This window comes from Vibrio sp. 10N.286.49.C3, assembly GCF_041469545.1.
Classification (GTDB): Bacteria; Pseudomonadota; Gammaproteobacteria; order Enterobacterales; family Vibrionaceae; genus Vibrio; species Vibrio tasmaniensis_A.
Genome location: NZ_JBFRKT010000046.1, coordinates 42,544 through 67,107, shown reverse-complemented (window position 1 = coordinate 67,107; position 24,564 = coordinate 42,544). Strand labels below are relative to the sequence as shown.

The window sequence follows — 24,564 nt, the reverse complement described above, 5'->3', positions numbered from 1 at the left end:
GCACATTATGGCTGATAGTTCGACAGCGCTTGAGACTCCAATTGTGGATGGTTTATCTCAGGCCGAGCAGTGGTTAACAAATAATTCAGATCTATTTATCCAATACGGTGTAAACATTATCTCTGCACTGATAATTCTATTTATTGGTAACTTGATTGTTAAAGCAGTCGCGAATAGCGTATCTAAGGTTCTTGAGAAGAAGAAGATGGACCGAGCTGTTGTGGAATTTATCCACGGTTTAGTTCGTTACTTATTGTTTGTTATTGTTCTTATCGCTGCACTTGGTCGTTTAGGCGTTCAAACTGCATCTGTAGTTGCTGTTATTGGTGCAGCTGGTTTAGCCGTTGGTCTTGCGCTGCAAGGCTCACTATCTAACTTTGCAGCGGGTGTACTTATCGTTGCATTCCGTCCATTCAAGTCTGGTGACTACGTGGAAATTGGTGGTGTAGCGGGTTCAGTTGATTCAATTCAGATCTTCCAAACTGTTTTAACAACACCAGACAACAAAATGGTTGTAGTGCCTAACGGAAGCGTTATCGGTAGCCCAATCACTAACTATTCTCGTCATGCGACGCGCCGTATTGACCTAATAATTGGTGTTTCTTACAACGCTGATCTTCAGAAGACAAAAGCGCTACTGACTAAGATCTGTGAATCTGATGAGCGCGTATTGAAAGATCCAGGTGTTCAAGTAGGTGTTCACACGCTAGCTGATTCTTCAGTTAATTTTGTTGTTCGTCCATGGGTTAGCACAGCTGACTACTGGAATGTTTATTTCGACCTTATGCAAGCTATCAAAGAAGGCTTGGATAACGAAGGTATCGAAATCCCATTCCCGCAAATGGATGTACACATGAATAAAGTTGAAGCTTAATTTCTAGTTAGTTTTTATAGCTATTAGCTTCTATAAGGAAAGGCGGATAACTTAGGTTATTCGCCTTTTTTGTTGGATGAGTAAAGTTTGTTTGATGACTAAAGAAGAATAGGTTTACCCGTATTGCTCAATGAGTCCATTGGCGAGCACAAGTGCAATAGCGAACATCATGGTTGCTACTGCGATATCGATGCCTTTCTTAACTTTAGGTTTCGATAGCGTTGGACCTAGCTTTGCTGCGCCCAATGATAGGGAATAAAACCACACGAATGAAGCTAAGATAGTCCCCATCGCAAACGCAACTCTGTCGTTGCCTTCAAATTGCCCACCAATAGATCCAAGAATCACCACGGTATCCAAATAGAGGTGTGGGTTTAATACTGTTACAGCTAATGCACCCAAAATAACGGTGCGTTTGCCACGAGCTAATACCTCACCTTTTGATTCATCACTGGTGCGCGTTTTGAATGCACTGCGCAGTGATAGCAAACCATATACCGTTAGAAAAGCGATACCGCCCAATGTCACAGAGGTAAGCAGCAATTCATTTTGAGACAGAATTGCTCCGCCACCAAAAATACCCAATGAGATAAACAGGGTATCGAGCAGGCTACAAATCGTTGCAGTCGTTAAATGATGATTGCGTTTTATGCCTTGATTTAGGACGTACGCATTTTGTGCGCCTATCGGGATTATCATACTTGCCCCTAGACCAAAACCTTGCAATAAACCCCAAAAACTCATTTTAACCTCCACTTAATTAACGATATTTGCGTGCTATGTGGCGAAGATACTCCGACCCTTTAAATAAGTATAATTAATGATTTTAATCCATTATTAGAGTTGCTAATGTGGTGTTGGGTTAGCTTAAAAAGGAAGCAAATTGATGCGTGGATTGGATTATAAATGGATTGAAGCACTGGATGCCGTTGTGAAACAACGTAGCTTTGAGAGGGCCGCTGAGCAGTTATACATCTCCCAATCAGCGGTGTCCCAACGTATCAAACAGCTAGAAAAGTGGTTAGCCCAGCCTGCGCTGGTGAGAGAAAACCCACCAAGGCCTACACCAGCAGGAAAAAAGCTGTTGGGTTTGTATCGTCGTGTTCGCTTGTTAGAGCACGAGCTTGTGCCTGAGTTAATGAATGAAGAGGGTACTCAACCACTATCTATATCCATAGCCACCAACGCTGATAGTTTGGCGACATGGTTGTTACCTGCACTGTCGGATGTGATGAAGTCTCGTCAAGTCGAGTTGAACCTCGCGATTCATGGTGAGTCTAGAACCATTGAAAAAATAAAAAGCGGTGAGGTTGCCGGTGCGATCAGTTTAGAACCTCAAGCGATTCCTGGGTGCAGTGCAGACTACCTCGGTAGGATGGATTATGTGTGTGTGGCGAGCCCTGAGTTTCATCAGCGTTACTTTTCAGAGGGCGTAAACTACGCCACCTTAAGCAAAGCGCCTGCGGTTTCCTATGATCAATACGATGATCTGCATAAGAAATTTCTACATGATCATTTCAATGTACCCAGAGACAGTGTGATCAATCATACGGTCGGCAGTTCAGAAGCATTTGTGCGCTTGGCATTATCGGGTGTTGCCTATTGCTTGATTCCTCGATTGCAGATTATCGAGGAACTAGAGTCTGGTGCTTTGATTGATATTACCCCTGGTTTTCTGCTGTCTTATCGCATCTATTGGCACCATTGGCAGCTTGAGAGTGGGGTGCTAAAAGAGGTATCCCAAGCGATATTAAGTTTTGCTCACAATCATTTACCTCAGTAAGTTGTTGGTTTTTTCAGCGTCAAAGTTCTGTTAGATGTGCACAATCAGGATTGGCTAAACGATAAATTACTCTATGATGGAAGGACATTTGTTTAGCATAGGTCTACCTAATGAAGTTTGTACCAAAGATGTTAGCAACGTCTCTTACTCTTACGGCTGCGTTGAGTGCTGTGAGCTTTCCATCACTGGCTGACTCTCCATCCTTTCCGCATATTTCAACAACAGGTTATGGTGAAGTCATCGCGACACCGGATATGGCGACATTCTCAGTGAGAGTGGTAGAGTCAACGATGACGGCTGAACAGGCTAAAAGTACTGTTGATAAAGTGGTAACGGGCTTTCTAAATAAGCTGCACCAAGCCGGCGTAGATGAGGCGAGCGTACACAGCTCTAATCTGTACCTATCTCCTCAGTACCATTATCCCAAAGATGGCAAACCAGAATTGGTTGGCTACCGCGCTTCACGTAATGTGAGCGTTCAAGTGAATGAGCTCGCTAATCTCAATGAGTACATGGATATTGCAATAGGACAGGGTATTAACCAGATCGATAATATCCAACTGCAAGTTCGTGACCAAGCCAAGTATCAAGAGCAAGCACGCTTAGAAGCGATCAAAGATGCGACATCAAAAGCTAAATCATTAGCGAGTGGTTTTGAGCGTGAGCTCGGTGATGTTTGGCGTGTTGATTACAACGCACAATCTTCTCAGCCTGTGCTAATGCGTTCAATGGCGATGGATGCAAGAACAGAATCGAACTCTTATGAAGACTCAACGATCACCATTCGTGATCGTGTCAATGTGATCTATCAGATCGAAGAGTAACAGCAGCTTTATAGAAGGTTTTGGATCATGATGATCTAGTTACTTACGATAGGCCAAATACTAAAAAGGCTCTCATGATGAGAGCCTTTTTTATGCATTTTGAGTGCGATGATTAGTGAAGAAGACGAGCACGGATTGTGCCTTCGATCTCTTTCAGTTTAAGCAGTGCTTCTTCAGAGCGATCGGCTTCTACATCGATAACAACATAACCCATATCTGCTGCAGTCTGTAGGTACTGACCCGCGATGTTGATCCCTTCTTCTGCGAAGATGGTGTTGATCTGAGTTAGGATACCTGGGCGGTTCTCATGGATGTGTAGCAAACGAGAAGTACCTGTATGCAATGGCAGTGATACCTCTGGGAAGTTAACACTTGATAGCGTAGAGCCGTTATCAGAGTATTTCGCTAGTTTACCAGCAACTTCTACGCCGATGTTCTCTTGTGCTTCTTGAGTTGAACCACCCACGTGAGGCGTTAGAATCACGTTATCGAACTGCATTAATGGAGACTCAAACGGGTCTGCATTGGTTTTTGGTTCTGTTGGGAAAACATCAATAGCCGCACCAGACAGGTGACCAGAATCCAGAGCGCCACACAGAGCAGGGATGTCAACTACCGTGCCACGAGCTGCATTGATAAAGATAGAGCCAGGCTTCATACGCTCGAACTCTTCTTTACCCATCATGTCTTTAGTTTCATTGGTTTCAGGTACGTGTAAAGAGATCACGTCACACTTGTTCAGCAACTCGGTCATAGTATGAACTTGAGTGGCATTACCTAGAGACAGCTTGTTTTCGATATCGTAAAAGTAAACACGCATACCAAGGTTTTCAGCAATAATACCCAGCTGAGTGCCGATGTGACCGTAGCCAATAATACCTAAACGCTTACCACGAGCTTCGTAAGAGTTGTCTGCACTCTTTTTCCAGATACCACGGTGAGCAAGAGCATTCTTCTCTGGGATACCGCGAAGCAGTAATAGAACCTGACCTAGAACGAGTTCGGCAACACTTCGAGTGTTGGAGAACGGTGCATTGAAAACAGGGATACCGCGCTTTGCTGCTGCTTGAAGGTTGACTTGGTTAGTACCAATACAGAAACAACCGACAGCAACCAGCTTTTCAGCCGCATCAATAACTTCTTGGGAGATGTTGGTGCGAGAACGGATACCAATGAAGTGAGCATCTTTAACTGCTTCAAGAAGTTCATCTTCAGGTAGTGAGCCTTTGTGGTACTCAATGTTTGTGTAACCAGCGGCTTGCAGTACTTCTACAGAAGAAGGGTGAAGACCTTCTAGAAGTAGAATTTTTATTTTTTCTTTTTCCAGTGAAACTTTGGCCATTGTTCTCGTCCTTAAAATGGAAAGGTTGGGCAAATGCGGCGCACGTGCTACAAAATGGCTGAAAGGGGAACAAATTCACCACTTTGTTAGGAGACAAACGTTTTCCCTGTGCGTCTTCTGAACAATAAAGTAACAAAAAAAAAATGTTTTGGGTAAGAAAATTACGGAATAAGACATAATTTTACAGCAATAAAGCAAAAAAAACGGCGCCCTAGGGCACCGTCTGTAATGAAGTAACAGAAAAACTCAATCTTCTATTATTTATTCTTCGATTTTTGCACCTTCAGGCGTGCCAGTGATAACTACATCAGCACCACGGTGAGCGAACAGACCAACCGTTACCACACCAGCGATACCATTGATGATATCTTCTAGCTGTTTTGGGTTTTCGATCGCCATGCCGTACACATCTAGGATCACGTTGCCGTTATCGGTTGTGCAGCCTTCGCGGTAAACTGGGTCACCACCAAGTTTTACTAATTCACGAGCAACGTATGAGCGTGCCATTGGGATAACTTCAACAGGCAGTGGGAATTTACCCAACACATCAACTGCTTTGGTACCATCAACGATACAAATAAACTTATCAGAGATAGCTGCTACGATTTTTTCACGAGTCAAAGCAGCGCCGCCGCCTTTGATCATATCGCGAGAACCGTTAATCTCGTCAGCGCCATCAACATAGATGTCTAGCTTGAATACGTCGTTGCATTCGAATACTTTGATTTCTAGCGCTTCTAGTTTTTCAGTAGAGGCTACAGAGCTTGAAACCGCACCCTTGATTTTGTCTTTCATTGTGCCAAGTGCGTCGATGAAGTGATTTACTGTTGAGCCAGTACCTACACCTACAATGCTGCCTTCTTCAACATATTGAAGTGCTGCCCAGCCCGCTGCTTTTTTCATTTCATCTTGAGTCATGCCATTCTCCTGAATAAGGTCTTGCGCTTTGAATTGATCGTTTGCGTAATGATGAAGTTAACGTTTAGATATTGGGGTAACTTTTGGATATCGAGGTTAACGTTTGCGGCGCGATTATAGCGCTTTAATGGTTGTTTTCCCATTGCCAAGTTTTACTCGGAGTCACGATTTTAGGTAACGGAATGTCCCAACCTTCAATTGGCAGTGTATCGACATGCTGGCAATCATGAGCCAAACCAATTGGCGTTGCGCCATTACCCGTCTCGAACCATCGAGCCAAGGTGCGATCGTAATATCCACCGCCCATTCCTAAGCGATGCCCCTGAGAGTCAAAGCCCACTAATGGTGTGAGAATAAGATCGAGTTGTTGGCATGGTTTGACGAGCAATTGATTGAGCTGAGGTTCAACGATTCCGTACTTATTCAAAACCGTCGGTGTGCTTGGCGAGTGGTGCAGAAACAGCAGGTGTCCGGCCGAGAAGGGGTGCAATACTGGTAAATAAGTTTGCTTACCTTGCGCCCATAACCATTCAATTAAAGGCTGGGTATCGAGTTCGCCATCGATGGATATATAGAGTGCAATATGCTGAGCAGATTGAACTTCATCAAGCTGAGCACACTGCTTAACTAAGTCTATCCCGGATTGAGTTTGTTGTTCGCTAGATAGGGAGTTACGTTTGATGCGGATCTGTTTGCGAAATTCGCTGCGTGTGAGCGTCTTCATAAGAAGGGATACCCCAAAGTGCCGTTGAGAATAGATGGCCCTTGAACCAGCGAGTTCAAGGCGGATCAGCAATGATTACCGTAGGCTTCTCGGCGGACCGAGCATGCTCAATAGCACTCAAGTACTAACCCTTAGGGATTGCTTATCGGCTCGGGGACGTGAATCCTCTGACAAACACTCCAGGGTAAATTTTGTGTACGCTATTGCTGTCCGTGCTTAACTTTACTGAGGACATCTGAAAGTGATGTCGTGAGCTGTTCCATTCGCTCGGTCAGTGCGTTTTGTTCATCATTTGCTTCAAACTTCTTGGTTTGTAATTCATAGCAAATGTTCAGAGCTGCGATCGTTAGCAGCTTCACTTCATTGGTTACCTTAGTACGTTCAGCCATCTCTTTCAATCGATTATCAAGATCGGCCGCCGCTGCAATCAATGACTCTTCTTGCCCTGGGGGACAATTCACTCGAGTCAGTTTTCCTAATATTTCAACGTCTACCGCTTGATTACTCATGATGGATGAACTCTTTAACGCACTATTTAAGGCTGTTGCTCTTTATCATTTTTTGAGAAAGAAAAAGTGCAAGTACCGATGAGGAAGCAATCTCCTCTGAGGGAGAAACTATAGGTAAACCGCTATTAAGATTCAAGCTTTTCAGAGTGACTGTTTGTAAATGAGAGCTTGAGCACACAGTAATTCAGCAAATTGAACAATTGGTAGTCAGTCATCCTTCAATTGCTCAGGATCGACGCTTACCAGAATTGGGGTGAAGTGGTACGATTATACTATCGATATAAAGAATAACTGAGCGAGCTATCTGATGAGCGAAACTACTTTACCTGACTACCTAACGGTTGCGACTGAACTTCAATCGGCAAGCCTAGCCGTAAATCCTGCTGAGATGCATGGTTTATTAACGGGTATGTTGAGCGGAGGCTTAAACCTAGCAGATAAAAGCTGGCAACCACTTATCTTTGATTACACCAATGAAGGCATGGGGTGGCCAGATCGCGCATTAACGTTAGCGGAAGCGACATTAAAGGTGACGACCAGCGAAATCACAGGTTCAGGCATGGAACTGTCTATGTTGCTGCCTGATGAAGACGCAAGCGCAAGCTTGTTTGATTTGGCTGATGGTGTGTCAGATTGGATTAACCACTTTATCTCTGGTTTAGGCTTGGTTGGCGCTCAATTGAATAAAGCGTCTGACGGTACCAAAGAAGCATTAGCTGATCTTGAAGAGATGGCAAAGCTAGGCATTGACGAAGACGATGATATGGAAGAGCAAGCGCAGCTTCTAGAGCACGTTATTGAACACGTAAAAGCGTGTGCACTAACGATTCATGCTGAATTCGGTGCTCGCCCATCTGAAGATGCAGCTCCAACCATTCATTAATCCGCTTGTCGGTTTGAGGTTATAATGGCTCAGTATGATGTTGTAATTGCTGGTGGCGCAATGGCGGGGGCGACCTTAGCCCTTGCTCTGAATCACCTTAGTCAAGGTTCTCTATCGATCGCGGTAGTAGAGCCTTATCAGGTTGATCATCAAGCTCACCCAGGCTTTGATTCTCGTTCGATTGCTTTGTCTTATGGCACGGTGCAGATCCTCGATTCTTTGCAGTTGTGGCAATCTATCGCTCCCGTAGCAACCCCGATCAAAGATATTCATGTATCAGATCGAGGTCATGCTGGGATGACAGACATCTACAGTGAAGATCTTGCTGTTGATGCGCTTGGCTATGTGGTGGAGTTGGCGGATGTGGGGCGAATCTATCAGCAGAAGCTTGAATCAGAAGCTGCAATTACGATGCTTTGCCCTGAGTCTGTTAGAACCGTTGAACGTAATGAATCGTTAACGACGATTGAGCTGACAAGTGGGCAGACAGTAAGCACTAAGTTATTGGTTGCAGCTGACGGTGCTATCTCAACCTGTTGTCAGCAACTGAATATCCCATTGAGCGAACATGACTTTGAACAAGTCGCTGTGATTGCCAATATTGTTGCTAGTGAGCCCCATCAAGGTCGAGCCTTTGAGCGTTTTACTCATCATGGGCCAGTTGCTCTGTTACCGATGAGCGACAACCGTTTATCGCTAGTTTGGTGTTTGTCACCGGAACAAGCACAAAAAGTGGTGGCCTTAAACGACAACGAATTTCTTGAGCAGTTACAGAATGACTTCGGTTGGCGACTTGGCCGATTAGAGAAAGTCGGTAAGCGTGCGAGCTACCCACTGATTCTTCGCCACCGACAGCAAAATATCTCTCATCGATTTGCCATTGTTGGCAATGCTGCTCAAACACTTCACCCTATTGCGGGGCAAGGTTTTAATCTTGGCATTCGTGATGTGGCTTCCTTGGCGGAAGAATTATGTACTCAATTGGATGATGTAGGTCGTTACACAGGTCTTGTTAACTTTAGAAAGCGCAGAGAACAAGACAGAGACACGACGATTACGTTGACTTCAAGCCTAGTTCATCTGTTCTCAAACGATTTTTTGACCGCTCGTATTGGGCGAAACCTTGGGTTAGCCGTAATTGATAACCTCCCACCACTTAAAGGTCCACTTTTGCGTCATACGCTTGGCCTAGTAGAAAGATAAGGTAATAAATAATGATGCAAAGTGTTGATATCGCGATTGTTGGCGGTGGCATGGTTGGCCTAGCGCTTGCGGCTGCACTGAAAGACAGCGATCTAAGAATTGCGGTCATTGAAGGCAGAGCGCCTAACGAAGGGCTTAGCGAATTGCCTGATGTGCGTGTGTCGGCATTGAGCCGCTCGAGTGAAGTGATTCTTCGCAATCTAGGCGCATGGCAAGGTATCGAACAAAGACGTGCTGCGCCCTACCAAGCGATGGAAGTGTGGGAACAAGACAGCTTTGCTCGCATTGAGTTTGACTCAACACGCTTAGCACAGCCTAACCTAGGCCATATTGTAGAAAACCGCGTAATCCAATTAGCGCTGCTTGATCAGGTTAAGAAGCAAGATAACGTCAGCCTATACATGCCTGCAACGTGTAAAACGATGGCGATTGGTGAGAGCGAAGCATGGCTAACGTTAGACAACGGCCAAGCGCTGACAGCAAAGTTAGTTGTTGGAGCTGACGGTGCAAACTCTTGGGTTCGCAAGCAACAAGATATCCCATTAACTCATTGGGATTACGGCCACAGTGCGATTGTCGCGAACATAAAAACCTCAGAGCAGCACCATAGCGTTGCTCGTCAAATATTTACACCGCAAGGGCCGTTGGCGTTCCTGCCAATGCAACCAACGAATATGAGCTCGATAGTTTGGTCTACGGAGCCTAATCGTGCCGAGAAGCTTGTATCAATGTCGGATGCTGATTTTAATAAGCAGCTAACGGCAGAGTTCGACTCAAAGCTTGGATTATGCGAAGTGGTTGGTGACCGTTTTGCCTTCCCACTGCGCATGCGTTATGCACGTGACTTTGCTGTAGAGCGTGTCGCTTTGGTGGGTGATGCTGCTCATACTATTCACCCATTAGCAGGGCAAGGTGTGAACCTTGGTCTATTAGACGCAGCAAGCTTAGCGCAAGAGCTGTTAACGCTATGGGCTTCTGGTGAGGATATTGGCACCAAGCGCAACCTTCGTGGCTATGAGCGCTGGAGAAAAGCTGAGGCGGCGAAAATGATTGCTTCAATGCAGGGCTTTAAAGATCTGTTTGAAGGCGATAATCCGGCTAAGAAGCTGATTCGTGGTATCGGTATGAAGCTTGCTGGTCAATTACCGGGTGCGAAAGATGAGATAATGAAGCGAGCGCTGGGGTTGTCGGGCAATCTTCCTGATCTAGCCAAGCGTCCAGTTACGCACCAATAATCAACAATCGCAAATCAATAGTCGCGCACGGGTGAGCCGTTGTTGATGGTCACAGCAGCTGGAGCTGATTGCCATTGACTCAATCTGAACACGAAAAAAGGGTTGGCATAATGCCAACCCTTTTTGTTTTTAATTCTTTAGACTATCAGATCATGCGTACGCGCAGCGCAGTTTCATGATTTCACTATTTATTTCTTTCACGGTTTGGAAGTGACGCTTCTCTGCTCGGTCTGGTAGTACGAGTTTACCGTTATCAAACTCAAATTTACCTACGCCGTAAATGTAGATTCGTCCTTTGAAAAGTCGACTTACATGTTTAGCAATCATACTCGGTGTATAGCGCTTAAACAGTCTCATTTTTAATTATCCTTATATTTACCTAGCCTGCATATTATAGAAAAACTCCGAGATAATTATTGTGATAAGCATGGAGTAATATGCAGTAGAGTTGACGTTAATTAGATATTTGTGCTGTTCTAAGCACTTTCTTCAGTAAATATCTATTTTTACGTGAGCTCCTCCCCAAAATAGTACTGAGTAGTGAACTGCTACGAACTTTCCTGTCCGGTATTAAGCAGTGCTAATGTTACAAGTATAAGAATAGGCGGGATTTTTTTGTTTGTGTAATCAAATTGTAAATTTTGAACAAAAAAAAAGCCCATCTAAAACGGGCGAATAGTCACAGATGCATTACACAAAAGTGGATACTGATGTTACTCAGTGGATTCACTTGTACTGATTTGCTTAAAGGCTAGTCAGTAAAATTACAATAACGCAAATTCAACCTTGTGACTACTTATGCTTTTATTTTGAGTAACTATTTAGGGTGGGTGTGTTTTTCTTATGACGAAGTTCACACTAAAAATGTACTCAATGAAATATTGAAATGAAGTTTGCGAAGCATGATCTGTTCGAAACGTTCATCGACTGATGTCAGCGACGATCGGTGCACATAGTGCTATGAGATCATTGGGATCCAACGCAACGCCAGCCATTCGATCTCCCGAGCTAATGGTAACGGTCGAGTTGCTCTGAATGGAAGGATCAAAAATGATCGGCATGTATCTCTTTAGAGCAATAGGCCCAACACATCCAGCTTTAAAGCCGGTGATGGCTTCAACATCAGCGAGTGATACGCAGGTCATTCGACGGCAATTCAGTACCGAGCGTACTTTCTTTGGATCGATAGAGCGATCGCCAAGAGTACAGGCCAACGCATACTGGTTTCCCATATCCTTAAGCAGGATGCACTTGACCATTTGAGAGGCATTAATACCTCGTTCTTGCGCTGTCTCTTCGATGCTGGTGGTTGGCTTGCTTTGCACCAGCAGGCGATAGTCCACCTGCTGTTGATCCAACCATTGTGTAATCAGTGTTTCCACGTGGCTACTCTTCGTCAAGGCTGTAAGGCAGTGGCAGAATGTTCCATATTTTCTCAGGTTGTGCAGTCAATCGAAGCTGAACATCGTCATCAAGGTTGTTTGGCAACACCATCAAACCAATCGCCTGATTATCAGCAAATTGATAGACGTTTAATAGTCGGCCTGCACCGCGCCAGTTCTCACCTACGCTGCGCTCTAGATCAATCGTATTCTCTAGAGACAATACATCTGAACTCGTTCCTGAAACAATGCGCATTTCACGCTTGTTCATGCCACGGTATTTAGCACGAGCAACTGTTTCTTGACCTGTGTAACAGCCTTTTGAAAAGCTGATACCGCCAATCGCTTGCAGGTTGAGTGCTTGAGGGATGTGTTCGTTTTGCTCTGCTTTCGATAGGTTCGGCTGAGCATCAAGAATTTCATGATACTGCCAAAGCGCTTCTGATACTTTTTCTGCAGTGCTGCTTGATACCAAGGCTTCTGCTGCTTCTTGCGTAACAAGTAGAGCCCAACGGTTGTCAGAGACTTGAACAGCGGTGCCACCAGAGATTACACGCACTTTACCTTGGCTTTCTGAAATTGAGTCAATGTATTGATCAGCTGACGCGCCCATCACACCGATAACAACGTCAGACGTTTGCTCGATATCAACCTTAGAGAATACGGCGTATTTCTTGATTTCAACTAATTCGATTTCAATCGCAGACTTAGGCTGCATAAGAGCGTAGCCACCATTGTGGTGGAACAAACGAAAGATACTCCAAACCTTTCCTTTCGCATCACAATGCGCGCCTAACGTGGATTCATCATTAGGAAGAGTGACGACATCGCACGTTACTTGACCTTGTAGGTACGACTTTTTGTCATCGCCTATCATGGTAATTGCGCTCCAATCTGACACGTGTGTCATCATCAGTTCTGGAAGCGATTCATTTTGCGTATGAGCGAGCGGCTGAAATGTGTTTTTCCAATCCATTTTATCTTTCCTAAGAATTTTATTTGGCTCTATGTTAATCCGGTTCTGTTTCTTTGTCAGCTTAGGTTTTTTTGTGAGCTTAGATAGGGACTGTGACTCACATAGTAGTTGCAGAGCGTATGACTTGTTACACTCCGAGAAAGAAAAATTATAGGTGAGGATAGCCAATGTACACTGCAGAGCAGAAAGCACGAATTAAATGGGGTTGCCGTCGTGGCATGTTGGAACTTGACGTAGTTATCATGCCATTTTTCGAAGAGTGTTTTGATTCATTGCAAGAGCAGGAGCAGCGTGAGTTTGTTTCTCTATTAGAGTGTGATGACCCAGACCTGTTTACTTGGGTAATGGGACACGGACGCAGTGAAAACCTAGGCCATGCTTCAATGGTTGATAAAATTGTCGCGCATAACCTCAGCAAGGTTCGTTAAGCTTCAGCTTAACCCTTCGTATTCCGCATTATTTGCAAAAGGCACTGTTTTTGGGTGCCTTTTGTTTTTCATCGTTTTCTCTTCTATTCCACTCGCTGTTGCCCTCTATTGTTTAGCTTTAGTGTTCAGTTTGTTTAAAGCCAATCATGTAATCTTGATTACAGCACATGGGTGCTTTGACTATAAAGAAGATGGCGAGGTCCGACTCAATGAACAAGCCTACACACTTAAGTCCGTTGATAAGATTTGGGCGCAGTTCTTCGTTAAATTGCAGTTTGAGTGCGGATATTCAGTCTTGTTGTGGCGAGATAGTTGCAATGAACGTGAATATCGACACTTCTTGGCGCATTTACAACGAGTCCGTTTGATAAACGAAAGCATTGGATAAACAAGAACCAAAGATAAAAGAAAGGGAGCGCTAGGCTCCCTGTCGTCTTTTTCCATGACCAAAAATTAAGACTGGTTTTTCTCTGGTGTCAGAATGGTTGGGCCGCTGTCTTCAGCAAGTTCTGGGTAATCCAGCGTGTAGTGTAGGCCGCGGCTCTCTTTACGTTGCATTGCACAGCGAACCATCAACTCAGCCACTTGTAGTAAGTTACGCAGTTCTAATAGGTTATTTGAAACCTTAAAGTAGCTGTAGTACTCATGAGTTTCCTGCTGCAACATCTGAATGCGGCGCATTGCACGTTCAAGGCGTTTGTCCGTTCGAACAATACCCATGTAATCCCACATGAACAGTCTTAGCTCGTGCCAGTTGTGTTGAATGATCACTTCTTCATCACTGTTTGTGACTTGGCTTTCATCCCATGCCGGAAGTTCAGCGCACAGTTGAGATTGGTCGATGTTTTCAACGATATCTTTTGCGGCTGCCCACGCGTATACCACACACTCAAGCAGTGAGTTTGAAGCCATACGGTTTGCACCGTGCAAGCCGGTATAACTCACTTCGCCAATTGCATATAGGTTAGTTAAGTCGGTTTGACCTTGCTTATTCACCATGACACCACCACAAGTGTAGTGAGCTGCCGGTACGATTGGAATCGGTTCTTTGGTCATATCAATCCCCAAATCCATCAAGCGAGTATGGATCATTGGGAAATGCGTCGTGATGAATTCTTCAGGTTTGTGGCTGATATCAACATACATGCAGTCAGCACCTAAGCGCTTCATTTCAAAGTCAATCGCACGAGCAACCACATCACGTGGAGCCAATTCACCGCGCTCATCGAAGTCCTTCATAAAGCGAGAGCCATCTGGGCGACGTAAATAGGCACCTTCACCACGCAATGCTTCCGTTAGTAGGAAGTTACGCGCTTCTGGGTGGAATAAGCAAGTCGGGTGGAACTGGTTGAACTCAAGGTTTGCCACACGACAACCCGCACGCCAAGCGATAGCAATACCATCACCTGAAGAGACATCTGGGTTAGAGGTGTATTGGTAAACCTTTGAAGCGCCGCCTGTTGCTAATACAACAAATTTAGCGCGCACGGTTTCAACGTGTTCTTGGTTACGGTTCCAAATATAGGCACCGATAACCTTGTCTTTCGAACCACCTATCTTATCTTCAGTGATTAAATCCAGCGCATTGTGACGCTCGAAGATCTCGATATTTGGGTGATTCTTGACGTTATCTTGCAGTGAGGTTTGCATCGCCATGCCAGTTGCATCGGCAGCGTGCAGAATTCTGCGGTGACTGTGGCCGCCCTCACGAGTGAGGTGATATTTTGGTTGGCCTTCTGTGCTGTTCTCATCTTTATCAAATGGAACACCACCATCAATCAGCCATTGCACACACTCTTTAGCATTTTCAGCAATGAATTGAACTGTATCTTCTTCGCATAACCCAGCCCCAGCAATTTGAGTATCTTCTACATGAGACTCAATACTGTCCGATTCATCGAACACCGCCGCAATACCACCTTGTGCGTAATACGTCGATCCTTCGCTGCGTGGTCCTTTGCTTAATACAATTACTTTTGCATGTTCTGCTACGCGTAAGGCTAATGACAAGCCTGCCGCACCACTTCCTACCACTAATACATCACACTGATGTTCACGGTTTGCGTTCATAAAACTTATTAAATCCCGGGCTATAGTCGAGTTGTCCATGCTCAATTGACTTCGTCTTGTTTTAGGAGTTTGGGTAAGACTGTTATAATCTTTCCCTAGTCATCCTAAAACACGACACAAAATCAATATATAGACAGCTATCTAGAAATATTTAATTGCTCAATACCATTGCTTTTGCTCAAGTTTCCCCAAATTGATAGGGATAACTATTTTTATTACATCACATTGTGAAACAATAATGGCAAATAATTTTAGGAAAGTTGGAACTTTCGGTATTTGGCTTAGTCACAATAGTGCTCTTGTAGACGGTGGTGTCAATACTACATTTCGCATAATTAGTACCCATATCTGTGAAGGTAAGGGTTATAACAATAGGAGTACCCGCTCGAATGAACGAGCAGCTAACCGATCAAGTGTTGATTGAGCGAGTTCAGAGTGGAGATAAGCAGGCATTTAACTTATTAGTGGTTAAGTATCAAAACAAAGTTTGTAATCTTATCTCTCGATACGTGAATAATTCCGGTGATGTACCTGATGTAGCACAAGAAGCTTTTATTAAAGCTTACCGCGCGATACCTAACTTTCGTGGTGAGAGTGCTTTCTATACATGGTTGTACCGAATTGCCGTGAACACCGCTAAAAATCATATTGTTGCCCAGAGCCGCAGGCCGCCAGCAACAGATGTCGATGCAGAAGATGCAGAATATTACGAAACAGGCAGCGCGTTAAAAGAAATATCGAACCCTGAGAACTTAACGCTGTCAAACGAATTGAAACAAGTTGTTTTTGGAGCGATTGAAGCGCTACCCGAAGACTTAAAAACTGCAATGACGTTGCGTGAGCTCGAAGGTTTGAGCTACGAAGAGATTGCAGAAGTAATGGATTGCCCTGTAGGAACCGTACGTTCGCGTATTTTCCGAGCTCGTGAAGCGGTAGAAAAGAAAATTAAACCTCTTTTACAACGCTAGAACTTGTAATAATTATGGTGAAAATAATGGCTGATAAAGAAAAGCTTTCGGCACTCATGGATGGTGAAACGATCGATAAAGCTCTCATAGTAGATCTCGAATCTGATCAAGAAAGCATGGATACCTGGCAGAGTTACCATTTAATTGGTGATGTTATGCGTGGGGATGCGCCAGAAACTCCAGAGTGGAACATTGCTAACAGTGTAGCGGCAGCGCTTGATGATGAGCCTGCACATGGTTCAATGTCGAACCTGCACCAAGTGAATGTTGAACCTATTGTTGCTCCGATAGAAGAGCAGCCTAAACCTCAGCAAGCGAAGCGTCAGCTTCCTGCGTGGTTACAACAGTTTGGACAAGTTGCCGTGGCAGCGTGTGTTTCATTAGCAGTTGTATTAGGTGTTCAGCAATACGGCGGCAGCGATCCCGCAGCTCCAGAGCAGTTGCCTGTACTCCAGACGATTCCATTTGCAGGTTCTGCGGAACCAGTAAGCTTAACGCGTGACTCTGTTGAGAGACCTGCATCTGAAGCTAACATGCAAGAGCAACGCAAACGCGTTCATGCATTGTTAGAAGATTATGAGCTACAACTAAGATTAAACAGTGATGCATCGCCAATGGAAGATGCACACCTAGAATCGGATATTGAATGAAGAAAATCCTGGTCAGTGCACTGACACTGTTCAGCTTGATGTCTCCAACAGCCTTTGCAGAGGAAACCACTGCAAAGGCCTTGTTACATCAAATGAACGAGGCCAGTCAGCATCTAAATTACGAACTCTCCTACATATTGATAAAGAAGAGCAGTATTGAACCTCTGCTTTATCGTCATGCAGTTAACGACGACCAACAACTTGCACACCTTGTTTATCTAAGCGGCCCTGTTCGTGAGGTTATTCGACGTGGCAATGAAGTTAGCTACATCGAACCGGGTACAGAGCCATTTACTATTCAGTCTGGCAGCATGGTTGCACCTGTCATACCGATGATTAATCGAGATATCGATTCTCTCAATCAATACTACGATTTTGTAAAAGTTGGGCGTTCTCGTGAGGCGGGCAGTACCACGCAAGTATTACGCGTAGTGCCGAAAGACGGCCTTCGATACTCTTATGTGGTTTGGGTCGACGAGAAAACCAACCTTCCTTTGCGTGCCGATCTTTTGGATCGTGATGGCGAAGTGCTTGAGCAGTACCGCACTATCTCTTATGTCGTGAACGATAAAATTGCAGAAGCAATGGGCGGCTTGAATCAAGCTAAATTGCCGAAGGTTTTGTCATTGCCAGAAGGCTTGGTGAGCGAGACCGACTGGCAGGCCTCGTGGGTGCCAGAAGGATTTAAGTCGAAAGAACTCAGCCGTTACCAAATGGCTGCGACCGAAAAAATGGTTGAAAGCCAGCTTTTCAGTGATGGATTATTTAGCTTTTCGGTTTATATCGCCGATAAAGACGAACATTCATTGAAAGGACAGCTGGTACGCCAAGGGCGAAGAACCTTGCACAGCTTAGTGATTGGCGACAAAGAAATCTCTGTGGTTGGTGATATTCCGCCAGCAACGGCCAAGCGTATCGCTCAATCCGTCACGTTCAATAAACCGGCACCAGCGCAATGATGACTGCGTTGGCAACCGTTAGCTCAGTCGAACAAAAAGGTAAGCAATATTTTGTTCAACTGAGCTGCGAACAACAAACCAGTTGCAGCAGTTGCTCATCTCAAAAAAGCTGCGGAACGGGTATTGTGACCAAGGCTGTTGGCAATAAATCCTTGTTTTGGCAGCTTAAAACCCAAAGCCTAGTCAAAGCAGGCCAGATCGTAGAAATTGGCTTTCCAGAAAAAAGCCTACTTCAGTCTGCGGCTATTGTTTATCTTATCCCGCTTTTCATGTTGATGGTTGGTGCTGGTTTTGGACAACTCTTGTTACAACCCTTACTCCAAGGGGGCGAGGGCATTGTTATCTTAACTGCAGCGCTGTTTACTGCTGGTGGTATTGGTTTGGCGAAGCGCTTAGCTAAACCAATGGAAGACAAATCCAAGCAAGAAGTTGTCTTGATTAGAATCCTAGGCAAGTCTCTCATCTAATTTATGATGCTTATTGCCCTTAAATTGGGTAGAATCTGCCAACTTGATTGAAATGCCGCCACCAATGCTGACTGTAGATTGGACGCGTTGCGGCTTTCTTATTATCCCTATTCAAAGAGTTTAGTCACACCAAGCCTATGAAGCACATTCGTAATTTTTCGATTATCGCCCACATCGACCACGGTAAGTCGACCCTTTCTGACCGCTTAATCCAAGTTTGTGGAGGGTTAAGTGAACGTGAGATGGCAGCTCAAGTCCTCGATTCTATGGATATAGAACGCGAGCGTGGTATTACAATTAAAGCGCAGAGTGTGACTTTAGATTACAAAGCTAAAGATGGTGAAACTTACCAACTTAACTTTATCGATACCCCTGGACACGTAGACTTCTCTTACGAAGTATCTCGCTCTCTAGCCGCTTGTGAAGGCGCGCTTCTTGTAGTGGATGCCGGCCAAGGTGTTGAAGCTCAAACTCTAGCAAACTGTTACACCGCGATCGAAATGGAACTGGAAGTAGTGCCAATCTTGAACAAGATTGACTTACCTGCAGCTGAACCTGAACGAGTTGCTGAAGAAATCGAAGAGATCGTTGGTATCGATGCGATGGAAGCGACGCGTTGTTCTGCAAAAACCGGTATCGGTGTTGATGACGTTCTTGAAAACATCGTAACGGCTATCCCGCCACCGGAAGGTGATCCAGAAGCGCCACTACAAGCTCTGATCATTGACTCTTGGTTCGATAACTACTTAGGCGTTGTTTCTTTGGTTCGTATCAAGAACGGTAAGCTGAAGAAGAACGACAAGATTAAAGTAATGTCGACAGACCAAGTTTGGGGTGTTGACCGTCTAGGTATCTTCACACCTAAGCAAATCGACACAACTGAGCTAAATACTGGCGAAGTTGGCTGGGTTGTTTGTGGTATTAAAGACATCCTTGGCGCACCTGTTGGTGATACGTTGACGCTTGCAAAAGGCGGCAGCACAGAACGTCTACCTGGTTTCCAAAAAGTGAAGCCTCAGGTATACGCAGGTCTATTCCCAGTATCGTCTGATGACTACGAAAACTTCCGTGACGCACTAGGCAAACTAAGCCTGAACGATGCATCACTATTTTACGAACCAGAAAGTTCAGCAGCACTTGGCTTTGGTTTCCGTTGTGGCTTCTTAGGAATGCTTCACATGGAGATCATCCAAGAGCGTTTAGAGCGTGAATACGACCTAGACCTAATCACAACGGCACCAACCGTAGTGTACGAAGTTGTAAAAACGGATGGCACAATTCTCTATGTTGATAGCCCGGCTAAACTGCCTGCTATTAATGACTTAGAAGAAATTCGTGAACCGATTGCTCGCTGTAATATTCTGGTACCTTCGGATTACCTAGGCAACGTGATCACACTGTGTGTTGAGAAGCGTGGCGTGCAAGTCGACATGGTTTATCACGGTAACCAAGTTGCTGTGACGTACGATCTTCCAATGGCTGAGGTGGTTCTAGACTTCTTCGACCGTCTGAAGTCAACGTCTCGCGGGTACGCATCATTGGATTACAACTTCCAACGTTACGAAGCATCAAACATGGTACGTGTAGATGTATTGTTGAATGGTGAAACGGTTGATGCACTGGCGATCATTACACACAAAGATATTGCCCAGTCTCGTGGTCGTCTACTGGTTGAGAAGATGAAAGAATTCATCCCTCGCCAGATGTTTGATATCGCGATTCAAGCCGCGATTGGTAACCACATTATTGCTCGTTCTACAGTGAAACAACTGCGTAAGAACGTAATCGCAAAATGTTACGGTGGTGATATCAGTCGTAAGAAGAAACTTCTTAAGAAACAAAAAGAAGGTAAGAAGCGTATGAAGCAGATCGGTAACGTTGAACTGCCTCAAGAGGCATTCTTAGCAATCCTTCATGTTGGCAAAGACTAGGTATCAATCGCACTAACTATCTGCTGAACATTACTGGTTAAAATCGTTTATTTCTTTGTTGCAAAGATTGCAATTAGGCCCACTAGTCACTGCACTTTGCGCCTCGAACTAAACGATTTTTCCTGCGTAATCTCCCCAGCATTTAGTCAGCATGATTGATACGGATTAGAAATATTAAGCAGAGTGAAAGGGTTATACTCTTTCACTTTCGTTATTTTTAAAGAAATGAAATTTAAGGGATATCAATGGCTAATACATTTTCGCTTATCTTAGTGATCGTAACTCTAGTGACCGGCATTGTATGGGCGTTGGAAAAGTTTGTGTGGGCGAAGAAGCGCCAACAAAAACTGGCTGACGTTGAAGCACAGTCGAATGGCCTAGACGCTGCAACCAGCGCAAAAGTTACGGCTCAGCCTTGGTGGGTTGAGAACAGTGTGTCCATTTTCCCTGTAATTGCATTTGTTTTGGTTTTGCGTTCATTTATTTATGAACCGTTTCAAATTCCATCTGGATCGATGATGCCAACACTATTGGTTGGTGATTTCATCTTGGTAGAAAAATACGCTTATGGTCTAAAAGATCCTGTATGGCGCACTCAATTGGTAGAAACAGGCAAACCAGAACGTGGTGATTCAATCGTATTCAAATACCCACCTCAGCCGAATATCGACTACATCAAGCGTGTTATTGGTATGCCGGGTGATACCATTCGCTACAGCAGCAATAAAGAAATCTGCATTCAAGCGAAGGGTGGCAGTAACTGTAAACCAGTGAAGTTGAGTAACGTTGAAGAAAGCCAATTTATTCAAGATGGTGTGCCTCTAATTCAGTTGAATGAACAACTGGGTGACGTGGAGCACCAAATCTTAGTTAACCCATTACGCCGTGATCGTGTGCAAGCATATCAACCTCGCAATGGTGTTAACGAGTGGATCGTTCCAGAAGGCCAATACTTTGTTATGGGTGATAACCGTGACAACAGTGCTGACAGCCGTTACTGGGGCTTTGTCCCTGAAGCAAACCTTGTTGGTAAGGCCGTTGCTATTTGGATCAGCTTCGAATTCGAACGTGGTTCAGACAGTGTACTTCCAACATGGATTCCTACTGGTGTGCGTTTTAATCGCATCGGTGGGATTCATTAATCGATCACATAACACATCGAGAGAGCATGAATTCTCCAATTGATAAACTAGAGAGAAAGATTGGCTATCAGTTTAATGATGCCGATCTTATCCATTTGGCGCTGACTCACCGCAGTGCCGCAGGTAAACATAACGAACGTCTTGAGTTTCTGGGCGATTCAATTTTAAGTTTTGTTATCGCTGATGATCTTTACCACCGTTTCCCTAAGGTAAACGAAGGTGATATGAGCCGCATGCGCGCAACATTAGTACGTGGTCATACATTGGCAGAACTAGGTCGTGAATTCGAACTAGGAGATTACTTAAAATTAGGTCCAGGTGAGTTGAAGAGTGGCGGTTTCCGTCGTGATTCTATTCTAGCGGATGCGGTTGAAGCGATCATCGGTGCTGTCTATTTAGATAGTGATACCGAGGTTGTTCGCCGTATTATTTTAAGCTGGTACCAATCTCGCCTAGAGTCTATTCAGCCTGGTGTATCTCAAAAAGATCCAAAAACTCGCTTACAAGAGTTTTTACAAGGCCGAAGAAATCCCCTACCTGTCTACACAGTGACTAATATTAAAGGTGAAGCACACAACCAAGAGTTTACGGTTGAGTGTGAAGTGGCAGGTGTGGATAAACCTGTTATCGGTAAAGGCACTAGCCGCCGCAAGGCAGAACAAGCGGCTGCTGAAACAGCATTAGAGCAACTAAGCAATGTCTGATAACAATCAAGATTTCGATATCGATGCATTCTTTTCATCTGATAGCAAAAAAACGGGCCTACCGGAAAACCAACACTGTGGCTTCATCGCTATCGTGGGTCGACCAAACGTAGGTAAATCGACGCTTCTGAACCATATTTTGGGTCAGAAAATCTCGATCACATCACGTAAACCTCAGACGACACGCCACCGTATTATGGGCGTAGAAACTGAAGGCGATTACCAAGCGATCTACGTTGATACTCCTGGACTTCATATTGAAGAAAAGCGTGCAATTAACCGTTTGATGAACCGTGCGGCGAACAGCTCACTGAGCGATGTGAATCTAGTATTCTTCCTTGTTGACGGTACTCACTGGACTGACGACGATGAGATGGTACTGAATAAGCTGAGAAAAACAGATTTCCCAGTTGTCCTTTGTATTAACAAAGTAGACAACGTTCAAGACCGTACAGACGTGATGCAACACATGATGGAAGTGTCTAAGAAGATGGACTTCCTTGATGTTGTGCCAATCTCGGCGAAGCAAGGTAAGAATATCGATGTACTGCGTAAGCACGTTCGTAATTCTTTACCAAAAGCGACGCACCACTTCCCAGAAGAGTACGTAACGGATCGCTCACAGCGCTTTATGGCCTCTGAAATCATCCGTGAAAAACTGATGCGATTCACAGGCGAAGAGCTACCTTACTCAGTAACGGTTGAAATCGAGCGTTTTGATTACAACCCAGATAACGATGGTTTCCACATCAATGCTTTGATTCTTGTTGAACGTACTGGTCAGAAGAAGATGGTGATTGGTAAAGCGGGCGAGAAGATCAAAACGATTGGTCGTGAAGCTCGTATCGACATGGAAGAACTGTTCGGTCGTAAGGTTTACCTAGAGACTTGGGTTAAAGTTAAGTCTGGTTGGGCTGACGATGAGCGTGCACTTCGCTCGTTAGGCTACATCGACGATCTATAATATATTGAACGTCACTTTCTGATATTAAGAAAGTTGAATTGAATATAAATACAAGAGAGAGTGCGAACTCTCTCTTTTTGTATCTGTAAGAAGGGTAAGTGATTGAGCGAAGGGTTACAGCGATGCTTTGTGTTGCACCGTCGACCATACAGTGAGTCGAGCCTGATTCTGGACGTCTTCAGCGAAGAGTACGGTCGGGTGACGTTGATGTCTAAAGGTGCGCGGAGTAAGCGTTCTAATTTGAAAGGTGCATTGCAACCTTTTACGCCGCTACTGCTTAAGTGGTCTGGCAATGGTTCAATGAAAACGTTGCGCCAAGCTGAACCGATCAGCTTGGGGCTTCCTCTTGCCGGCATTAATCTGTATTCAGCAATGTACGTTAATGAATTAGTTGGGCGAGTGTTGATGGCCGAAGTGGCCATGCCCGCATTTTTTCATGACTATCTTCATGCCTTAACAGAACTCGCTCATAATGAGAACCCTGAGCCAGCACTGCGTCGTTTTGAATTGGCTCTACTTTCCGCTATGGGGTATGGCGTCGACTTTTTACACTGCGCGGGCACTGGCGAAGCGATTGATCCGAGCATGACTTATCGCTATCGAGAGCAGAAAGGCTTCATCGCTTCGGTGCGTCGAGATAACCTGACTTTTATGGGCGATGAACTTATCGCAATCAGTGAGCGTAGGTTTATCACTAAAGAGCAGTTAAAAGCGGCAAAACGCTTTACACGCATAGCCTTAAAGCCGTATCTTGGCGGCAAACCATTAAAAAGTAGAGAGCTATTTATGCCAACAATAGCCCTCTCTAGAGCACGGAGTATTGGAAAATGAGCTCAATCCTTTTAGGCGTTAATATCGACCATATTGCAACTCTACGTAATGCACGTGGTACTAAATATCCAGACCCAGTACACGCAGCTGAAATTGCTGAACGTGCGGGTGCTGACGGCATTACGATTCACTTGCGTGAAGATCGCCGTCATATTGTTGATCGCGATGTACGTATTCTTGCTGAGACAATCCAGACTCGCATGAACTTAGAGATGGCCGTAACGGACGAGATGGTTCAAATTGCACTCGATACTAATCCTGAGTTCGTTTGCTTAGTTCCAGAAAAACGCGAAGAGCTAACGACTGAAGGTGGCTTGGATGTAGTTGGTCAACTTGAAAAGATCAAAGCGGCGACCGAAAAATTGTCCGCTGCTGGTATCAAAGTATCTCTGTTTATCGATGCCGATCGTGAGCAAATCGATGCTGCGAAAGCGTGTGGCGCACCGTTCATTGAACTGCACACTGGCCACTATGCTGATGCTAAAACTGAAGAAGACCAACAAGACGAGCTTAAAAAGATTGCTGCAGGTGCAAGCTACGCAGACGACCTTGGTATTACAGTGAATGCGGGTCACGGTCTGACTTACCATAACGTAGCGCCAATTGCGGCACTTCCTGAGATTTACGAGTTGAACATTGGTCACTCGATCATGGGCCGCGCAGTCTTTGATGGTTTGAATAAAGCCGTTGCAGACATGAAAGCCGTGATGGAAACAGCGCGCAACAACGCTTAGTTCTTTAACTCGGCATTCGTTTAGTTGTAAGCGTTAAGCGGTTAATCAGTAGAATCGAAAAGT

At 44.7% G+C, this 24,564-nt stretch carries 27 protein-coding genes and 1 other RNA gene; 18 read left to right on the top strand and 10 right to left on the bottom strand.

Annotated elements, in window-relative coordinates; translation table 11 throughout:
• Positions 1–7: 7 nt before the first annotated feature.
• On the top strand, positions 8–874 hold the full coding sequence (gene mscS / locus AB4180_RS17455) for a small-conductance mechanosensitive channel MscS (RefSeq protein ID WP_102249677.1): 867 nt from the start codon (positions 8–10) through the stop codon (positions 872–874).
• 114 nt (positions 875–988) lie between these two features.
• Here the strand turns inward: mscS and AB4180_RS17450 are convergent, their stop codons facing one another.
• Complete coding sequence (locus AB4180_RS17450) at positions 989–1,618, bottom strand: LysE/ArgO family amino acid transporter (RefSeq protein ID WP_102249678.1); 630 nt, start codon at positions 1,616–1,618, stop codon at positions 989–991.
• Between the two features lie 142 nt (positions 1,619–1,760).
• Between AB4180_RS17450 and AB4180_RS17445 the strand changes: the two genes are divergently transcribed.
• Together AB4180_RS17445 and AB4180_RS17440 are read left to right on the top strand one after the other, a co-directional pair.
• Positions 1,761–2,657, top strand: a complete 897-nt coding sequence (locus AB4180_RS17445; RefSeq protein WP_102249679.1) for a LysR family transcriptional regulator ArgP — start codon at positions 1,761–1,763, stop codon at positions 2,655–2,657.
• A 110-nt stretch (positions 2,658–2,767) separates the two neighbouring features.
• Positions 2,768–3,481, top strand: a complete 714-nt coding sequence (locus AB4180_RS17440) for an oxidative stress defense protein (protein ID WP_009847667.1) — start codon at positions 2,768–2,770, stop codon at positions 3,479–3,481.
• Between the two features lie 112 nt (positions 3,482–3,593).
• On the opposite strand, the gene serA is transcribed toward AB4180_RS17440, so the two are convergent.
• The 5 genes from serA to zapA form a co-directional block, all read right to left on the bottom strand.
• Positions 3,594–4,823, bottom strand: coding sequence for a phosphoglycerate dehydrogenase (serA, locus tag AB4180_RS17435; protein WP_017097288.1), 1,230 nt, complete (start codon positions 4,821–4,823; stop codon positions 3,594–3,596).
• Positions 4,824–5,084: 261 nt separating this feature from the next.
• A complete protein-coding gene (rpiA, locus tag AB4180_RS17430) occupies positions 5,085–5,741 on the bottom strand; it encodes a ribose-5-phosphate isomerase RpiA (protein ID WP_009847664.1) in 657 nt (218 codons plus the stop codon).
• Between the two features lie 124 nt (positions 5,742–5,865).
• Positions 5,866–6,465, bottom strand: coding sequence for a 5-formyltetrahydrofolate cyclo-ligase (locus AB4180_RS17425; protein ID WP_102249680.1), 600 nt, complete (start codon positions 6,463–6,465; stop codon positions 5,866–5,868).
• A gap of 6 nt (positions 6,466–6,471) precedes the next feature.
• A non-coding RNA gene (gene ssrS / locus AB4180_RS17420) (6S RNA) lies at positions 6,472–6,654 on the bottom strand.
• An 11-nt stretch (positions 6,655–6,665) separates the two neighbouring features.
• Positions 6,666–6,974, bottom strand: coding sequence for a cell division protein ZapA (gene zapA, locus AB4180_RS17415; RefSeq protein ID WP_004735366.1), 309 nt, complete (start codon positions 6,972–6,974; stop codon positions 6,666–6,668).
• 307 nt (positions 6,975–7,281) lie between these two features.
• On the opposite strand from zapA, the gene AB4180_RS17410 reads away from it, so the two are divergent.
• The 3 genes from AB4180_RS17410 to AB4180_RS17400 are packed head-to-tail and all read left to right on the top strand — an operon-like array spanning position 7,282 to position 10,295.
• Positions 7,282–7,857, top strand: a complete 576-nt coding sequence (locus AB4180_RS17410) for a YecA family protein (RefSeq protein ID WP_004735367.1) — start codon at positions 7,282–7,284, stop codon at positions 7,855–7,857.
• Positions 7,858–7,881: 24 nt separating this feature from the next.
• On the top strand, positions 7,882–9,060 hold the full coding sequence (gene ubiH / locus AB4180_RS17405) for a 2-octaprenyl-6-methoxyphenyl hydroxylase (protein WP_017100742.1): 1,179 nt from the start codon (positions 7,882–7,884) through the stop codon (positions 9,058–9,060).
• A gap of 11 nt (positions 9,061–9,071) precedes the next feature.
• The gene (locus AB4180_RS17400) at positions 9,072–10,295 is read left to right on the top strand and encodes an FAD-dependent 2-octaprenylphenol hydroxylase (RefSeq protein ID WP_102249681.1); all 1,224 of its coding nucleotides are present in this window, start codon (positions 9,072–9,074) and stop codon (positions 10,293–10,295) included.
• A 150-nt stretch (positions 10,296–10,445) separates the two neighbouring features.
• Here AB4180_RS17400 and AB4180_RS17395 read toward each other — a convergent pair whose 3' ends face one another.
• From AB4180_RS17395 to ygfZ, 3 genes are all read right to left on the bottom strand, one after another.
• On the bottom strand, positions 10,446–10,652 hold the full coding sequence (locus AB4180_RS17395) for a DUF1107 domain-containing protein (RefSeq protein ID WP_009847660.1): 207 nt from the start codon (positions 10,650–10,652) through the stop codon (positions 10,446–10,448).
• A gap of 563 nt (positions 10,653–11,215) precedes the next feature.
• The gene (locus AB4180_RS17390; RefSeq protein ID WP_017097293.1) at positions 11,216–11,677 is read right to left on the bottom strand and encodes an aminoacyl-tRNA deacylase; all 462 of its coding nucleotides are present in this window, start codon (positions 11,675–11,677) and stop codon (positions 11,216–11,218) included.
• Between the two features lie 4 nt (positions 11,678–11,681).
• Positions 11,682–12,653 carry a tRNA-modifying protein YgfZ gene (gene ygfZ / locus AB4180_RS17385; RefSeq protein WP_102249682.1) on the bottom strand — a complete coding sequence of 324 codons (972 nt, stop codon included), beginning with the start codon at positions 12,651–12,653 and terminating at the stop codon, positions 11,682–11,684.
• Between the two features lie 167 nt (positions 12,654–12,820).
• On the opposite strand from ygfZ, the gene AB4180_RS17380 reads away from it, so the two are divergent.
• Both AB4180_RS17380 and AB4180_RS17375 read left to right on the top strand, forming a co-directional pair.
• Entirely contained in the window at positions 12,821–13,081 is a 261-nt protein-coding gene (locus AB4180_RS17380; RefSeq protein WP_004735374.1) for a succinate dehydrogenase assembly factor 2, read from the top strand.
• Positions 13,029–13,469: a protein YgfX gene (locus AB4180_RS17375; protein ID WP_331284036.1), complete on the top strand. Its 441-nt coding sequence runs from the start codon at positions 13,029–13,031 to the stop codon at positions 13,467–13,469. The genes AB4180_RS17380 and AB4180_RS17375 overlap by 53 nt, the downstream gene beginning before the upstream one ends.
• 65 nt (positions 13,470–13,534) lie before the next feature.
• Here AB4180_RS17375 and nadB read toward each other — a convergent pair whose 3' ends face one another.
• A complete protein-coding gene (gene nadB / locus AB4180_RS17370; RefSeq protein ID WP_012604791.1) occupies positions 13,535–15,151 on the bottom strand; it encodes an L-aspartate oxidase in 1,617 nt (538 codons plus the stop codon).
• A 389-nt stretch (positions 15,152–15,540) separates the two neighbouring features.
• Here nadB and rpoE point away from each other — a divergent pair, with 389 nt between their 5' ends.
• The 10 genes from rpoE (at position 15,541) to pdxJ (ending at position 24,501) form a co-directional block, all read left to right on the top strand.
• Entirely contained in the window at positions 15,541–16,119 is a 579-nt protein-coding gene (rpoE, locus tag AB4180_RS17365; protein WP_004735377.1) for an RNA polymerase sigma factor RpoE, read from the top strand.
• Positions 16,120–16,145: 26 nt separating this feature from the next.
• Positions 16,146–16,769 (top strand): sigma-E factor negative regulatory protein, encoded by a 624-nt coding sequence (locus AB4180_RS17360; protein ID WP_029223850.1) that lies wholly within the window; start codon positions 16,146–16,148, stop codon positions 16,767–16,769.
• A complete protein-coding gene (rseB, locus tag AB4180_RS17355; protein ID WP_009847655.1) occupies positions 16,766–17,728 on the top strand; it encodes a sigma-E factor regulatory protein RseB in 963 nt (320 codons plus the stop codon). Before AB4180_RS17360 ends, rseB begins: the two co-directional genes overlap by 4 nt.
• Positions 17,725–18,195, top strand: a complete 471-nt coding sequence (locus AB4180_RS17350) for a SoxR reducing system RseC family protein (protein WP_009847654.1) — start codon at positions 17,725–17,727, stop codon at positions 18,193–18,195. The genes rseB and AB4180_RS17350 overlap by 4 nt, the downstream gene beginning before the upstream one ends.
• A 137-nt stretch (positions 18,196–18,332) precedes the next feature.
• Positions 18,333–20,126: a translation elongation factor 4 gene (lepA, locus tag AB4180_RS17345; protein ID WP_009847653.1), complete on the top strand. Its 1,794-nt coding sequence runs from the start codon at positions 18,333–18,335 to the stop codon at positions 20,124–20,126.
• A 245-nt stretch (positions 20,127–20,371) separates the two neighbouring features.
• On the top strand, positions 20,372–21,268 hold the full coding sequence (gene lepB / locus AB4180_RS17340; RefSeq protein WP_102249683.1) for a signal peptidase I: 897 nt from the start codon (positions 20,372–20,374) through the stop codon (positions 21,266–21,268).
• 26 nt (positions 21,269–21,294) lie between these two features.
• Positions 21,295–21,972: a ribonuclease III gene (gene rnc / locus AB4180_RS17335; RefSeq protein WP_004735383.1), complete on the top strand. Its 678-nt coding sequence runs from the start codon at positions 21,295–21,297 to the stop codon at positions 21,970–21,972.
• Entirely contained in the window at positions 21,965–22,936 is a 972-nt protein-coding gene (gene era / locus AB4180_RS17330) for a GTPase Era (RefSeq protein ID WP_004735384.1), read from the top strand. The genes rnc and era overlap by 8 nt, the downstream gene beginning before the upstream one ends.
• Before the next feature lie 102 nt (positions 22,937–23,038).
• On the top strand, positions 23,039–23,767 hold the full coding sequence (gene recO / locus AB4180_RS17325) for a DNA repair protein RecO (protein ID WP_012604785.1): 729 nt from the start codon (positions 23,039–23,041) through the stop codon (positions 23,765–23,767).
• Complete coding sequence (gene pdxJ / locus AB4180_RS17320; protein ID WP_009847651.1) at positions 23,764–24,501, top strand: pyridoxine 5'-phosphate synthase; 738 nt, start codon at positions 23,764–23,766, stop codon at positions 24,499–24,501. The genes recO and pdxJ overlap by 4 nt, the downstream gene beginning before the upstream one ends.
• Positions 24,502–24,564: the final 63 nt, after the last annotated feature.

Excerpts from the sequence above, each read along its gene's own strand:
- mscS (WP_102249677.1), top strand. The coding sequence starts at position 8 with ATGGCTGATAGTTCGACAGCGCTTGAGACTCCAATTGTGGATGGTTTA.
- AB4180_RS17450 (WP_102249678.1), bottom strand. The coding sequence starts at position 1,618 with ATGAGTTTTTGGGGTTTATTGCAAGGTTTTGGTCTAGGGGCAAGTATG.
- AB4180_RS17445 (WP_102249679.1), top strand. The coding sequence starts at position 1,761 with ATGCGTGGATTGGATTATAAATGGATTGAAGCACTGGATGCCGTTGTG.
- AB4180_RS17440 (WP_009847667.1), top strand. The coding sequence starts at position 2,768 with ATGAAGTTTGTACCAAAGATGTTAGCAACGTCTCTTACTCTTACGGCT.
- serA (WP_017097288.1), bottom strand. The coding sequence starts at position 4,823 with ATGGCCAAAGTTTCACTGGAAAAAGAAAAAATAAAAATTCTACTTCTA.
- rpiA (WP_009847664.1), bottom strand. The coding sequence starts at position 5,741 with ATGACTCAAGATGAAATGAAAAAAGCAGCGGGCTGGGCAGCACTTCAA.
- AB4180_RS17425 (WP_102249680.1), bottom strand. The coding sequence starts at position 6,465 with ATGAAGACGCTCACACGCAGCGAATTTCGCAAACAGATCCGCATCAAA.
- zapA (WP_004735366.1), bottom strand. The coding sequence starts at position 6,974 with ATGAGTAATCAAGCGGTAGACGTTGAAATATTAGGAAAACTGACTCGA.
- AB4180_RS17410 (WP_004735367.1), top strand. The coding sequence starts at position 7,282 with ATGAGCGAAACTACTTTACCTGACTACCTAACGGTTGCGACTGAACTT.
- ubiH (WP_017100742.1), top strand. The coding sequence starts at position 7,882 with ATGGCTCAGTATGATGTTGTAATTGCTGGTGGCGCAATGGCGGGGGCG.
- AB4180_RS17400 (WP_102249681.1), top strand. The coding sequence starts at position 9,072 with ATGATGCAAAGTGTTGATATCGCGATTGTTGGCGGTGGCATGGTTGGC.
- AB4180_RS17395 (WP_009847660.1), bottom strand. The coding sequence starts at position 10,652 with ATGAGACTGTTTAAGCGCTATACACCGAGTATGATTGCTAAACATGTA.
- ygfZ (WP_102249682.1), bottom strand. The coding sequence starts at position 12,653 with ATGGATTGGAAAAACACATTTCAGCCGCTCGCTCATACGCAAAATGAA.
- AB4180_RS17380 (WP_004735374.1), top strand. The coding sequence starts at position 12,821 with ATGTACACTGCAGAGCAGAAAGCACGAATTAAATGGGGTTGCCGTCGT.
- AB4180_RS17375 (WP_331284036.1), top strand. The coding sequence starts at position 13,029 with ATGCTTCAATGGTTGATAAAATTGTCGCGCATAACCTCAGCAAGGTTC.
- nadB (WP_012604791.1), bottom strand. The coding sequence starts at position 15,151 with ATGAACGCAAACCGTGAACATCAGTGTGATGTATTAGTGGTAGGAAGT.
- rpoE (WP_004735377.1), top strand. The coding sequence starts at position 15,541 with ATGAACGAGCAGCTAACCGATCAAGTGTTGATTGAGCGAGTTCAGAGT.
- AB4180_RS17360 (WP_029223850.1), top strand. The coding sequence starts at position 16,146 with ATGGCTGATAAAGAAAAGCTTTCGGCACTCATGGATGGTGAAACGATC.
- rseB (WP_009847655.1), top strand. The coding sequence starts at position 16,766 with ATGAAGAAAATCCTGGTCAGTGCACTGACACTGTTCAGCTTGATGTCT.
- AB4180_RS17350 (WP_009847654.1), top strand. The coding sequence starts at position 17,725 with ATGATGACTGCGTTGGCAACCGTTAGCTCAGTCGAACAAAAAGGTAAG.
- lepA (WP_009847653.1), top strand. The coding sequence starts at position 18,333 with ATGAAGCACATTCGTAATTTTTCGATTATCGCCCACATCGACCACGGT.
- lepB (WP_102249683.1), top strand. The coding sequence starts at position 20,372 with ATGGCTAATACATTTTCGCTTATCTTAGTGATCGTAACTCTAGTGACC.
- rnc (WP_004735383.1), top strand. The coding sequence starts at position 21,295 with ATGAATTCTCCAATTGATAAACTAGAGAGAAAGATTGGCTATCAGTTT.
- era (WP_004735384.1), top strand. The coding sequence starts at position 21,965 with ATGTCTGATAACAATCAAGATTTCGATATCGATGCATTCTTTTCATCT.
- pdxJ (WP_009847651.1), top strand. The coding sequence starts at position 23,764 with ATGAGCTCAATCCTTTTAGGCGTTAATATCGACCATATTGCAACTCTA.